Genomic DNA, 12,241 nt, shown 5'->3' on the forward strand with positions numbered 1-12,241 from the left:
AGCCCGGCCTAGCCCGGCCAGCCGGGCTAGCCCGGCCTAGCCCGGCCGCCCCGTCATACGCCCCGAGTGGTCGGTCCCTCGCCTCGCGACCGACCACTCGCCGCGCACGACCTACCTGTCGTCCAGGCCACACCGTGTCCCGCTGGCCGTCGCCCGGCCCGGCGGGTTGGATGGAGGCATGAGCAAGGGTGCTTACGCCAGGGCGTACGAGACGAGCAGGCAGGACCCCGAGGCCTTCTGGGCCGAGGCGGCCAAGGACATCGACTGGATCACGAGGCCGAGGCAGGTCCTCGACGAGAGCCGGGCCCCGTTCTACACGTGGTTCCCCGACGGCCGGCTCAACGTCTGCTACAACGCGCTGGACCGCCACGTGGTCCACGGCCGCGCCGACCAGGCCGCCCTGCACTACGACAGCCCGGTCACCGGTGCCCGCGCGAGCTACACCTACGCCGAGCTGCTCGAGCTGGTGTCCCGCTTCGCCGGCGTGCTGCGCGACCTCGGCGTGACCAAGGGCGACCGGGTCGTCATCTACATGCCGATGGTCCCCGAGGCCGTCGTCGCGATGCTGGCGTGCGCCCGCATCGGCGCCATCCACTCGGTCGTGTTCGGTGGCTTCGCCCCGCAGGAGCTGGCCGCCCGCATCGACGACGCAGCCCCCAAGGTCGTCGTGAGCGCGAGCTGCGGCATCGAGCCCAAGCGGGTCGTGGCCTACAAGCCCTACCTCGACGAGGCGATCCGCCGCGCGGAGCACAAGCCCGACCGTTGCGTCATCCTGCAGCGCGAGCAGCAGCCCGCCGAGATGGGGGAGCGTGACCTGGACTGGGCCGAGGTCATGCGCCCCGGGGTCGTGCAGCCCGCCGAGTGCGTGCCGGTCGAGTCGTCCCACCCGCTCTACATCCTCTACACCTCCGGCACGACGGGGAAGCCCAAGGGGATCGTGCGCGACAGCGGCGGCTACGCCGTGGCCCTGCGCTGGTCGATGCCCAACCTCTACGGCATCGAGGCGGGCGACACGATGTTCACCGCGTCCGACGTCGGTTGGGTGGTCGGGCACTCCTACATCGTCTACGCCCCGCTCCTGGTGGGCGCGACCACGATCGTCTACGAGGGCAAGCCGATCGGCACCCCCGACGCCGGCGCCTTCTGGCGGATCGTGCAGGACTACGGCGTCGCCTCGCTGTTCACGGCGCCCACGGCCTTCCGGGCGATCAAGAAGGAGGACCCGCAGGCGAAGCTCTTCGCCGACTACGACACGTCCAGCCTGCGCACGATCTATCTCGCGGGCGAGCGGCTCGACCCGGACACCTACCACTGGGCGACCGAGCGCACCGGCAAGCCCGTCGTCGACAACTGGTGGCAGACCGAGACCGGCTGGCCGATCGCGTCCAACCCGCGGGGGATCGAGGAGCTGCCGATCAAGCCCGGCTCGCCGTCGACCGCGGTCTGCGGGTATGACGTGCGCGTGCTCGACGACCAGGGCAACGAGGTCCCCGCCAGCACCGAGGGCGCCATCGTCATCAAGCTGCCCATGCCCCCCGGCACCCTGCCGACGCTGTGGCAGGACGACGACCGCTATGTCTCGAGCTACCTGTCGGCCTACCACGGCTACTACCTGACCGGCGACGGTGGCTACATCGACGAGGACGGCTACCTCTATGTCATGGGCCGCACCGACGACGTGCTCAACGTCGCCGGCCACCGCCTGTCGACCGGGTCGATCGAGGCCGCGCTCGCCGGTCACCCCGCCGTGGCGGAGTGCGCGGTCATCGGGGTGGCCGACTCGTTCAAGGGCCAGGTGCCCCGCGCGCTGGTCATGCTCAAGTCCGGCATCGACGCGTCGACCCCGCAGGCCCAGGAGACGCTCCGCAAGGAGCTGGTCCAGCGCGTCCGCGAGGAGGTCGGCGCCGTCGCCGCCCTCAACCAGGTCGACATCGTCGACGGTCTGCCCAAGACGCGCTCCGGCAAGATCCTGCGCAAGACCATGCGCCAGATCGCGGACGGGCAGGAGGCGCAGGTGCCGTCGACGATCGAGGACCGCAGCGTGCTCGACAGCCTGACGGCCGTGCTCCGGCCCCAGGGCTGAGCCTGCACCACGCCCGCCGTATGTCGTGAGGGCCGGTCGCCGCAGGGCGACCGGCCCTCTCACGTCCGTCGTCCGCGCGCCGGGCCCCGGCATACCGCTGGTAGCGTTGCCCAGGTTTGTCTCCGCCCACCTGGGCCGCCCCCGGAGGTCCGTGCCTGATGCCCGACCGCGCGCTGTCGCGCCGCAGCCTGCTCGGCTCGGCTGCGGCTGCCGGCCTGCTCGCGGCCTGCGCCCCGCCGGAGCCCCCCGCGGCCGCGCGGACGACCAGGGCGCTGCCGGTGGACCGTTCGGCCACCGACCGCCGGGTCGCGTTCGCGAGCTGGACGCAGTACCTCGACCAGGACGAGTCCACCAAGCGGTTCCCGACCCTCGACGCCTTCGTCCGGGCCACCGGGATCCAGGCGAGCTACGCCGAGGAGATCGACGACAACGACCTCTACGTCAACAAGATCGCCCCGCAGCTGCGCGCCGGTCAGGACATCGGGCGTGACCTGGTCGTGCTGTCGGACTGGATGGTCAACCGCGTCATCGACCAGGAGCTGGTCCAGCCGCTCGAGCTGATCCGGATGCCGCACGCCGGCAACGTGCTGCCGGAGCTGATGGACGCGTCGTTCGACCCGGGGCGCCAGCACTCGTTGCCGTGGCAGTCCGGCCTGACGGGGATCGGCTACGACGCGAGCAAGGTCAAGGAGATCCGTTCCGTCGAGGACCTGTGGCGTCCCGACCTCAAGGGCCGGGTCGTCGGGCTGAGCGAATGGCGCGACACGCTCGGCGTGATCCTGCGCAGCCAGGGCGTCGACCCGGCGAGGCCCTTCACCCGCGACGAGCTGGCCGCGGCCGTCGAGGTCGTCGACCGCCGGCTGCGCGACGGCCAGATCCGGCGGATCCGCGGCAACTCCTACGTCCAGGACCTGCAGAGCGGCAACGCGCTGGCCGGCCTGGTGTGGAGCGGCGACATCGCGACGCTGCGCGCCGAGACCGGCAACGAGCGGTGGACCTTCGTCGTCCCCGAGTCCGGCGGGATGCTGTGGAGCGACAACGCCGTCGTTCCGGTCACCTCGCCGCGCCGGCGCAACGCCCAGCGGCTGCTCGACTGGTACTACCAGCCCGAGATCGCCGCGCAGGTCGCTGCGTGGGTGGGCTACATTTGCCCGGTGGCCGGCGCTCAGAAGGCCATGGAAAAGGTCGACCCCGAGCGCGTCGAGGACCCGCTGATCTTTCCCACGGCGGAATTCCTGGCGCGCCGGACGAGCGTGTTCCGGGCCCTGGACCCGCGCGAGGAGCAGGAGTACGCCGCGATGTGGACGCAGGTGGTGGGCCAGTGACTGCCGGTGACCTGAGGCTCGACGGCCTCACCAAGAGCTTCGGGCGGGACGTGGTCGTGGACGACCTGTCCCTGCACGTGGCGGCGGGCAGCTTCTTCGCGCTCGTGGGGCCCTCGGGGTGCGGCAAGACGACGACCCTGCGGATGGTGGCGGGGCTCGAGCGCCCCGACGCGGGGCGGGTGCTGCTGGGGGAGCGGGACGTCACCGACCTGCGGGCCCACGAGCGCCCGGTCAACACGGTGTTCCAGTCCTACGCGCTCTTTCCGCACCTCAGCGTCGGGGACAACGTGGCCTTCGGACCGCGCCGTCGTGGGGTCCCGCGCGCGGCGGCCGCCGAGCAGGCCCGCGAGGCGCTCGCCCTCGTCGAGCTCGACGGTATGGCGAGCCGCCGCCCCTCCCGGCTCAGCGGTGGCCAGCAGCAGCGCGTGGCGCTGGCGCGGGCCCTGGTCAACCGGCCCGAGGTGCTCCTGCTGGACGAGCCGCTGGGCGCCCTCGACCTGCGGCTGCGTCGGCAGATGCAGCTGCAGCTCAAGCGGGTCCAGGCCGAGACGGGCCTGACCTTCGTGCACGTCACGCACGACCAGGAGGAGGCCATGAGCATGGCCGACACCGTCGCGGTGATGCGCCAGGGCCGGATCGAGCAGCTCGGGCCCCCGGCCGAGCTCTACGACCTGCCCCGGACCCGGTTCGTCGCCACCTTCCTCGGGCAGTCCAACCTCGCTCCGGTCACGGTGGTCGGGGCGGAGGGCGACCTGCTCGTCGTGGAGCTCGGCGGCCAGCGGGTGCGGGTGCTGCGGTCACGGGCTGCCGCGCCGGACGCCAGGCGCTCGCTGGTCGGGGTGCGGCCGGAGAAGGTCCGGATCGTCGCCGACGGGGTCGAGGTCCGCCGTCGGTCCGTCGCGAACGTCCTCGCGGGGGCGCGCGTGCTCGACGTGGCGTTCACCGGCGTGGCGACGCAGTACGTCCTGGACGTCCCCGGCGTCGGCACCTGGACGGCCTACGAGCAGAACCTCGACGTCGACGCCACGGCTCGCCCGGGGGACCTCGTCACCGTCGCCTGGGACCTGCGGCACACGTTCACGCTGCCCAGCGACGAGGTCGGCGAGGTCGACGCGGTCGACACGGTCGGCGAGGTCGGCGAGGGCAGCGACGCCGATCTCGCCGCCGACGCCTCGGCAGCGGGGTCCGCGCCCGTGCGGGTGACCGCTCCGTGAGCAGGCGCGCGGCATACCTGCTGCTCCTCCCCGGGCTGCTCTGGCTCGGCGTTCTGTTCGCCGCGCCGCTGGTGCAGCTCGCGAGCGTGAGCCTGCAGTCGGGCTACCCGGGCTTCCCCGGCTACTACTACCGCGACGTCAACGTCGGCAACTACCTCGTGGCCCTGACCGGCTTCGGCGGGCAGCTGGGTCGGTCCTTCCTGTATGCCGGCCTCGCGACGCTGCTGTGCCTGGTGCTGGCGTTCCCGCTGGCCTGGACCATGGCCTTCCGCGCGGGGCGGTGGCGTGGCGTGCTCATGGTGCTGGTCGTCGCGCCGTTCTTCACGCCGTTCATCCTGCGCACGGTCGCGTGGCGCCAGATCCTCGCCGACGACGCGCCGGTCGCGTCCACCCTGCGGGCGCTGCACCTGCTGCCCGGCGGGCACCTGACCGAGACGCCGTTCGCCGTGGTCATGGGCCTGACCTACACCTTCCTGCCCTTCATGCTCCTGCCCGTCCTCGCCTCCCTGGAGCGGGTGGACCGGTCGGTGCTGGCCGCCGGCGCAGACCTCTACGCCGGCCCGTGGCAGACCTTCCGGCTGGTCACCGTGCCGCTGGCGATGCCGGGCATCGTCGCCGGGACGCTGCTGACCTTCATCCCCGCAGCCGGAGACTACGTCAACGCCGACCTGCTCGGCTCGGACCGCGGCACGTCGATGGTCGGCAACGCCATCGACGCCCAGTTCTTCCGCGTGATCGGTGGCTACCCGGTGGCCGCGGCGCTGTCGTTCACGCTGATGCTGGCCATCCTCGTGCTCGTCCTGCTGTACCTCCGGCGCTACGGCACCCGGGAGCTGGTGTGAGCGGGGGCTCGTCGCGCTCGTCGTCGGCCCGGCGGTGGGTCGCCGACCACGTCGTCGTCCTGGTGTCCGTGCTGGTGCTGGCCTACCTGCTCCTGCCGGTGGCCTACGTCGTGGTGTTCTCGTTCAACGGCTACACGAGGTCCAACATCGCCTGGAGCGGCCGCCCCACCCTGGACCACTGGCGCGACCCGTGCGGCGCCCCGGGGGTCTGCGAGGCGCTCGGCACCTCGCTGGAGGTGGGGCTCGCCTCGACGGTGCTGGTCACCACGCTGGGGACCATGATGGCGCTCGCGCTGGCGCGGGGCCGGTTCCGCGGCCGACGGGCGGTCGAGGCACTGGTGCTGCTGCCCATGGCCACCCCCGAGGTCGTCCTCGGCGCGTCCCTGCTGACGATCTTCGTGCAGGGCTTCACCCGCGTGGGGCTCGAGCTGGGGTGGTGGACCGTGGTCCTCTCGCACGTGATGTTCTGCCTGTCCTTCGTCGTCGTGACCGTGCGGGCGCGGCTCGAGTCGCTCGATCCCGGCCTGGAGGAGGCGGCCGCCGACCTGTATGCCGGGCCCGCCGCGACCTTCTGGCGGGTCACGGTGCCGGGGGTGCTGCCCGGCGTGGTCGCCGCAGCCCTGCTGTCCTTCGCCCTCAGCATCGACGACGTCATCATCACGACCTTCGTGTCGGGCGAGGTCGCCACCTTCCCGACCTATGTCTACACGGCCTACCTGCGGGGGATCCCGGCGGAGGCCAACGTCATCGGCGTGCTCATGCTGCTGGCCGCCGTCGCCTGCGCGGTGGCGGCCCGTCTGCTCGGTGGACGCCTCCCGTCCACCGAGCGCTGAGAGGAGCACGCCATGTCCGGTGTCGCCGCGGGGTTCTGGATCATCGGCGCCCTCGCGGGGCTGGGCTTCCTGCTCGCGCACCTCGGGGTCCTCGACGCGAGCGCGCAACGCGTGCTGTCCCGCCTGGCCTTCTTCGTGGCCTCGCCCGCGCTGCTGGTCGACGTGCTGTCCCGCACCCCCTTCGCCCAGGTGGTGGGGCACAACCTGCTCGTGTCCGCCTCGTCCGTCGTGATCACCGTGGCGGTCTACCTCGCCGTCGTGGTGCCGCGCTGGCACCCGGACCTGGGCGAGGCGGTGATCGGCTCGCTGGCCGCGGCCTACGTCAACGCCGGCAACCTCGGGATCCCCATCGCGGCCTACGTCCTCGGCGACGTCGCCCTGATGGCACCCACCCTGCTGCTGCAGCTCGTCTGCCTCACCCCGCTCGCCATGGCGTTGATGGACGTCGATGCCCTCGGCCGTCGCCCGCGCCCGCTCGAGACGCTGCTCGCGGTCGGGCGCAACCCGATGACGGTGTGCGCGCTCGCGGGCGTCGTGATGTCCCTGGTCGGCTGGCGGCCGCCCGACCTGGTGATGCGGCCGGTCGAGATCGTCGGTGGCATGGCCGTGCCCGCGATGCTCCTGGCCTTCGGGGTGTCGCTGCGGCTGGGTCCTCGCCCGGGCGCCTCCGGGTCCACGGGGCAGATCGTCACCATCGTCGTGTGCAAGCTGGGGGTGCAGCCGCTGGCCGCCCTGGCCCTGGCGAGCGCGCTCGGCCTGACCGGCGTCCACCGGCTCGCGGCGGTGGTGACCGCCGCGCTGCCGTGCGCGCAGAACGTCTTCACCCACGCCGTGCGCTACGACCGCAGCGTGCTGCTGGCCCGGGACGCCGTGCTGCTGACGACCCTCGTGTCGCTGCCCGTGATCGCCGTGGTGGCGGTCCTGGTGCACTGAGCCGACGGGCCCGGCATACGGCCCGCTCGCCCCGGAGGGGCTCAGGCCGGGGGAGTCGTCCCGGCCGCGGCGTGGGCGGCGGCGACCTTGCGCCGCCGCTCGCGCAGCAGGTTGTCCTTGGGGTCGTTGTCGGGGTCCAGCTGGGCCGGCCCGAACACGCTCACCCCGACGTAGCGGATCCGCCACATGATGCGGTAGCCGAGGCTGAGCCCGGTGCGGTCCTTGGCCATGATGGTCCTCCCCGTGGATGTCGGTGGCGGTCGCCGCCCTCGACCACCCTAGTCCCGGAGGTGACCCCGCGACCGCCCTCGTGCTGTGACCTCCCCCTCGCCGTGGAGGGTGGGTCGAGACGCCGTCCGGGTGAGCCGTGCGCGGTCCTCGCGCGTCCTGCCCGGTCGCGCGGGAGGATGACCCCATGGGGACGCGTATGACGCCGCGCCGCAGCCTCCTGCAGGTGCTGCTGGCGGGCGGGGGATGGACGCTGACGATAGCGGTGACCGTGACGCTGACCGGTTGTGGGGCGGGCGCAGGGACGGCCGCCCCGACCCGGACGGTCACCGTGACGCCGACGCCCTCTGCAGCCACGACGTCTCCGTCACCCGCCGCGTCCGCGACCGTCACCGTCACGACGACGGCCCAGCCACACGCCGGTTCCGGTGAGGGCGCCTCGCCCGGCGTCGCGGCCCGCGAGGGCCCGACCACCGGCCGTCGCGCGACCGCCTATCCCGAGCAGGCTGCCGGGCGCTGTGGGACGCCCGACCACTACGGGCTGCTGACGATGGGGCAGCGCGGACGCAGCGTCGCGACGCTCCAGTGCCTGCTCGACCAGGCCGGCGAGGACGTCGTGGTGGACGGCGTGTTCGGCGAGCAGACGGCCATCGCGTACGCCCGGGTGGTCGAGCGGGCGCTGGGGGAGTCACCCCAGTCCCCCGACGTGATGACGCGCGAGTGGATCGTCCTCTACGCAGCCGGCCCCACACCCAGGCTCACCCGGGGGTCGCGCGGCGAGGCCGTGCGTCGGGTCCAGCGCGCCATCGGGATCGCGGTTTCGCCCATCCCGGTCGACGGCATCTTCGGCGAGCAGACGGACGCGGCCGTGCGGGAGTACCAGTCCCTCACCGGCCACACGGTCGACGGCGTCGTCGGGCCGGCCACCTGGCGCGCGCTGCAGACCGGTGAGCACGTCGGAGACTGATCCTCGGATCCACCCCCTCCCGTTGGAGGCGGCGGCGCGAGACCATCGTCAGCGACCACGCGGCACCAGGAGGCATCGATGAACCGCTCCACCAGCTCCATCCCACCCGGGAGGGGCAGCGCCGCAGCCGTGGCCACTGCCGCCGTCCTGACGCTCTGCCCGGCGATCGCGGGCTGCTCCTCGGGGGTCGAGGGGACCGAGGTCGTGCAGGTGACCCGGACCGTGACCGCGACGGCTACGGGATCGGCGGCGGGCGAGCCGGTCTCGGCGCCGTCGACCGAACCCGCTGGGACGCCGGCCGCCGGACCGGCTTCGACGCAGGCCGTGAGGACGGGCGCGACCGTGAGCCCGACCAGCGTGGTCGTCGCAGGCGCAGCCCCCGCCGCCCGGGCGTGCTCCCCGACCCTGCGGCGCTATCCCGACCTCGATCCCGGGGCGCGCGGTCCGGCGGTCGAGGCCTTCCAGTACCTGCTCCGCCAGCAGGGAGCGAGCCTGACGGTCGACGGCGTCTACGGCCCGGTGACCAGGCAGGCCTACGACCAGGTCGCGCGCCGGCTCGGCTGGCAGGCCTGGGTCCCCCACGTCGAGGCGCACGTGTGGACCCTGCTCCTCTCGCAGGGCCCCACGCCCAGGCTGCGCCGGGGCAGCACCGGCGAGGCGGTCTCGCGGGTGCAGCGATCGCTCGCGGCACAGGACATCCCGGTCACCGCGGACGGACGCTTCGGCGCCGACACCGAGCGCGCCGTCCGCACGCTGCAGACCCGGCTGGGCATGACGGTCGACGGCATCGTCGGTCCCGACACCTGGCGGGTGCTGCAGTCCGGCGGCGGGCCCACCGACTGAACCGGCACGCCCCGGGGACGGCCGAGACACGGGTCGATCGGTGCGAGGATGGTCGGGTGAGCCAGAGCCCGTATGCCGACAGCCCGCCGCCCCCCGCGCACACCTATCGCGCCGGCCACCGCACGGTCGCGCTCCTCGGCTCCACCGGCTCCATCGGCACCCAGGCGATCGACGTGATCACCCGCAACCCCGACCGGTTCACGGCGACCGCGCTCAGCGCCGGCGGCCGCAACCTCGCCCTCCTCGCGGAGCAGGCCGTCCGGCTCCAGGTCGAGCTCGTCGGCGTCGCGGACGGCGACGAGGCGGCGGTGCGGGGCGCGATCACGGCGGCCGCCCGTGAGGCCGGGCTGGCGTCATACGCCCCGCGGGTGGTCGTGGGGGAGGGTGCCTCCGAGGAGGTGGCGGCGCACGGAGCGGACGTCGTGCTCAACGGCATCACCGGGTCGATCGGCCTGCGGCCGACCCTGGCGGCGCTCCGAGCGGGCAGCACGCTCGCGCTCGCCAACAAGGAGAGCCTGATCGTCGGCGGCCCGATCGTCACACGTGCGGCCCGGCCGGGCCAGATCGTGCCGGTCGACTCCGAGCACAGCGCCATCGCCCAGAGCCTGCTGGCGGGTCGCCGGGACGAGGTGCGGCGGCTGGTGATCACCGCCAGCGGCGGGCCCTTCCGCGGTCGCACACGCGACGAGCTGCGCGAGGTGACGCCGGAGCAGGCGCTGGCTCACCCCAACTTCGCCATGGGCAAGGTCATCACCACCAACTCCGCGACCCTGGTCAACAAGGGGCTCGAGGTGATCGAGGCGCACCACCTGTTCGACGTGCCCTTCGCCGACATCGAGGTCGTGGTGCACCCGCAGCAGTACATCCACTCCATGGTCGAGTGGTGCGACGGCGCGGTGGTCGCCCAGATCGGGCTGCCCACCATGCTGGTGCCCATCGCGCTCGGGCTCGCCTGGCCCGATCGCCTGCGCGACGTGGAGACGCCGGTCGACTGGACCCGCGCGTCGACGTGGGAGTTCCTCCCGCTGGACCGTGAGGCCTTCCGCTCCGTCCCGCTGGCCTACCGGGTCGGCGAGGCGGGCGGGACCTACCCCGCGGTCTACAACGCCGCCAACGAGGAGTGCGTCGAGGCCTTCCACGCCGGCCGGATCGGCTTCCTCGACATCGTCGACACCGTCGAGCGGGTCGTCGACGAGCACCACGCCGGCGGCGAGCAGGCCGCCAACGTCGGGAACAACGCCTCGGACCTGGACGTTGCCGCTGTGCTGCGTGCCGAGTCCTGGGCGCGTGCCCGGGCCCGCGAGGTGCTCGGTCTGAGTCCCGCCTCCACCCCGACCGAGGAGCCCGCATGACCGAGGAGTCCGCATGACCGTGGTCCTGACGATCCTCGGCATCCTGTTCGTCGTCGTCGGCGTGGGTGTCTCCATCGCGCTGCACGAGATCGGCCACCTGGTCCCGGCCAAGCTGTTCGGGGTCAAGGCGCCGCAGTACATGATCGGCTTCGGCCCCACGCTCTGGTCGCGCCGGTTCGGCGAGACGGAGTACGGCCTCAAGGCGATCCCGCTCGGCGGCTACGTCCGCATGATCGGGATGTTCCCGCCCAAGGGCAGGGGTGAGGACGAGCACCACCTCCGGGCCTCGAGCACCGGCCGCTGGGCCGCCATGGTCGACGACGCCCGCACCCAGTCGATGGAGGAGATCCAGCCCGGCGACGAGGACCGCGTGTTCTACAAGCGCAAGAGCTGGCAGAAGGTCGTCGTCATGCTCGGCGGCCCCACCATGAACCTCGTCATCGCGACGGTCCTCATCGGTGGCGTCCTCATGGGGCACGGGGTCTTCGTCGAGCACGGGGCCAAGGTCGCCTCCGTCGTCGAGTGCGTGCGCCCGGCCGGCGCCGACGCCACGAACGCCTGCACCGAGAACGACCAGCGCACCCCGGCCGCGGTGGCCGGGCTCCTGCCCGGCGACCGCATCGTCTCCATCGGTGGCACGACGGTCGACGGCACCGCCGCCGTGGGACGGGTCGTGCGTCCCAGTGCCGGCAAGGCCCTGCCCGTCGTGGTCGAGCGCGCGGGGCAGCAGCAGACCCTCACCATCACCCCCATCACCAACGCGCTCCCTCGGCTCGACGCCGAGGGCGTGCCCGTGACCGGGGCGGACGGCAAGCCGCTGACCGTGCAGACGGGCTACATCGGGATGCAGTCGGCGCCCGTCGGTGCGATCGAGAAGCAGCCGATCACCGCGGTGCCGGGGGCGGTGGGCAACGCCGTCGCGCAGACCGCGGGCGTCATCGTCAAGATCCCCGAGAAGATGGTGGGGATCGCCAAGGCGGCCTTCGGCTCGGGGGAGCGCGACCCCAACGGCCCGATCTCGGTCGTGGGCGTCGGGCGCATCGGCGGCGAGGTCGCCGCCGGCCAGGTCCAGGGGCTCGAGGGCACCACCTCCAAGCTCATCACGCTGATCATGCTCATCGCGTCGCTCAACGTGGCGCTCTTCGTCTTCAACCTCATCCCGCTGCTGCCGCTGGACGGTGGTCACGTCGTCGGTGCCGTGTGGGAGGCCATCCGTCGCGGGTTCGCCCGCGTGGCCCGGCGCCCCGACCCGGGCTACATAGATGTCGCCAAGGGGTTGCCCATCGCCTATGCCATGTCGGTCGTCCTGGTCGTCATGGGTGGCCTGCTGATCTATGCCGACATCGTGCGGCCCGTCAAGCTCGGATGAGTGAGGGATACTGACACCATGACCGTTTCGCTAGGGATGCCTGCTGCTCCGGCGCCGGTGCTCGCACCGCGTCGCAAGACCCGCAAGATCAAGGTCGGCAAGGTCGATGTCGGTGGTGACGCGCCCGTCTCGGTGCAGTCCATGACGACGACCCTGACCTCGGACGTCAACACCACCCTGCAGCAGATCGCCCAGCTCACGGCGGCTGGCTGCGACATCGTGCGCGTGGCCTGCCCCAGCCAGGACGACGCC

At 72.7% G+C, this 12,241-nt stretch carries 12 protein-coding genes; 11 read left to right on the top strand and 1 reads right to left on the bottom strand.

The genetic code is table 11. The annotated features are described in order from the left end of the window. Positions 1 to 178 precede the first annotated feature (178 nt). The 6 genes from B2P18_RS01665 to B2P18_RS01690 all read left to right on the top strand — a co-directional run bounded on the left by B2P18_RS01665 (position 179) and on the right by B2P18_RS01690 (position 7,230). Entirely contained in the window at positions 179 to 2,083 is a 1,905-nt protein-coding gene (locus B2P18_RS01665) for a propionyl-CoA synthetase (RefSeq protein ID WP_286955606.1), read from the top strand. Positions 2,084 to 2,241: 158 nt separating this feature from the next. Next, entirely contained in the window at positions 2,242 to 3,408 is a 1,167-nt protein-coding gene (locus B2P18_RS01670) for a polyamine ABC transporter substrate-binding protein (RefSeq protein WP_286955607.1), read from the top strand. Next, a complete protein-coding gene (locus B2P18_RS01675; RefSeq protein ID WP_286955608.1) occupies positions 3,405 to 4,622 on the top strand; it encodes an ABC transporter ATP-binding protein in 1,218 nt (405 codons plus the stop codon). The genes B2P18_RS01670 and B2P18_RS01675 overlap by 4 nt, the downstream gene beginning before the upstream one ends. Continuing rightward, positions 4,619 to 5,464 carry an ABC transporter permease gene (locus B2P18_RS01680; protein WP_286955609.1) on the top strand — a complete coding sequence of 282 codons (846 nt, stop codon included), beginning with the start codon at positions 4,619 to 4,621 and terminating at the stop codon, positions 5,462 to 5,464. The genes B2P18_RS01675 and B2P18_RS01680 overlap by 4 nt, the downstream gene beginning before the upstream one ends. Next, positions 5,461 to 6,297: an ABC transporter permease gene (locus B2P18_RS01685; RefSeq protein ID WP_286955610.1), complete on the top strand. Its 837-nt coding sequence runs from the start codon at positions 5,461 to 5,463 to the stop codon at positions 6,295 to 6,297. Before B2P18_RS01680 ends, B2P18_RS01685 begins: the two co-directional genes overlap by 4 nt. 12 nt (positions 6,298 to 6,309) lie before the next feature. Beyond that, positions 6,310 to 7,230: an AEC family transporter gene (locus B2P18_RS01690; RefSeq protein WP_286955611.1), complete on the top strand. Its 921-nt coding sequence runs from the start codon at positions 6,310 to 6,312 to the stop codon at positions 7,228 to 7,230. Between the two features lie 41 nt (positions 7,231 to 7,271). Here the strand turns inward: B2P18_RS01690 and B2P18_RS01695 are convergent, their stop codons facing one another. Further along, positions 7,272 to 7,460, bottom strand: coding sequence for a hypothetical protein (locus B2P18_RS01695; RefSeq protein WP_019284528.1), 189 nt, complete (start codon positions 7,458 to 7,460; stop codon positions 7,272 to 7,274). A gap of 185 nt (positions 7,461 to 7,645) precedes the next feature. Here B2P18_RS01695 and B2P18_RS01700 point away from each other — a divergent pair, with 185 nt between their 5' ends. The 5 genes from B2P18_RS01700 to B2P18_RS01720 all read left to right on the top strand — a co-directional run. Beyond that, positions 7,646 to 8,425 carry a peptidoglycan-binding domain-containing protein gene (locus B2P18_RS01700; protein ID WP_084412776.1) on the top strand — a complete coding sequence of 260 codons (780 nt, stop codon included), beginning with the start codon at positions 7,646 to 7,648 and terminating at the stop codon, positions 8,423 to 8,425. A gap of 78 nt (positions 8,426 to 8,503) precedes the next feature. Then, positions 8,504 to 9,268: a peptidoglycan-binding domain-containing protein gene (locus B2P18_RS01705; RefSeq protein ID WP_286955612.1), complete on the top strand. Its 765-nt coding sequence runs from the start codon at positions 8,504 to 8,506 to the stop codon at positions 9,266 to 9,268. A 152-nt stretch (positions 9,269 to 9,420) separates the two neighbouring features. Beyond that, positions 9,421 to 10,620 (top strand): 1-deoxy-D-xylulose-5-phosphate reductoisomerase, encoded by a 1,200-nt coding sequence (gene dxr, locus B2P18_RS01710; RefSeq protein ID WP_376783712.1) that lies wholly within the window; start codon positions 9,421 to 9,423, stop codon positions 10,618 to 10,620. A 13-nt stretch (positions 10,621 to 10,633) separates the two neighbouring features. Then, positions 10,634 to 11,989, top strand: a complete 1,356-nt coding sequence (locus B2P18_RS01715; protein ID WP_029211804.1) for a M50 family metallopeptidase — start codon at positions 10,634 to 10,636, stop codon at positions 11,987 to 11,989. An 18-nt stretch (positions 11,990 to 12,007) separates the two neighbouring features. Then, a partial coding sequence (locus B2P18_RS01720; protein ID WP_286955614.1) for a flavodoxin-dependent (E)-4-hydroxy-3-methylbut-2-enyl-diphosphate synthase occupies positions 12,008 to 12,241 on the top strand: 234 nt, incomplete at its 3' end.

Source organism: Arsenicicoccus sp. UBA2120, from assembly GCF_002330965.1.
In the GTDB taxonomy this organism is placed as follows: domain Bacteria; phylum Actinomycetota; class Actinomycetes; order Actinomycetales; family Dermatophilaceae; genus Arsenicicoccus; species Arsenicicoccus bolidensis.

What these genes read in the sequence shown, in the direction of transcription:
- B2P18_RS01665 (WP_286955606.1), top strand. Translation starts at nt 179, where the DNA reads ATGAGCAAGGGTGCTTACGCCAGGGCGTACGAGACGAGCAGGCAGGAC.
- B2P18_RS01705 (WP_286955612.1), top strand. Translation starts at nt 8,504, where the DNA reads ATGAACCGCTCCACCAGCTCCATCCCACCCGGGAGGGGCAGCGCCGCA.
- B2P18_RS01715 (WP_029211804.1), top strand. Translation starts at nt 10,634, where the DNA reads ATGACCGTGGTCCTGACGATCCTCGGCATCCTGTTCGTCGTCGTCGGC.
- B2P18_RS01695 (WP_019284528.1), bottom strand. Translation starts at nt 7,460, where the DNA reads ATGGCCAAGGACCGCACCGGGCTCAGCCTCGGCTACCGCATCATGTGG.
- B2P18_RS01670 (WP_286955607.1), top strand. Translation starts at nt 2,242, where the DNA reads ATGCCCGACCGCGCGCTGTCGCGCCGCAGCCTGCTCGGCTCGGCTGCG.
- B2P18_RS01690 (WP_286955611.1), top strand. Translation starts at nt 6,310, where the DNA reads ATGTCCGGTGTCGCCGCGGGGTTCTGGATCATCGGCGCCCTCGCGGGG.
- B2P18_RS01700 (WP_084412776.1), top strand. Translation starts at nt 7,646, where the DNA reads ATGGGGACGCGTATGACGCCGCGCCGCAGCCTCCTGCAGGTGCTGCTG.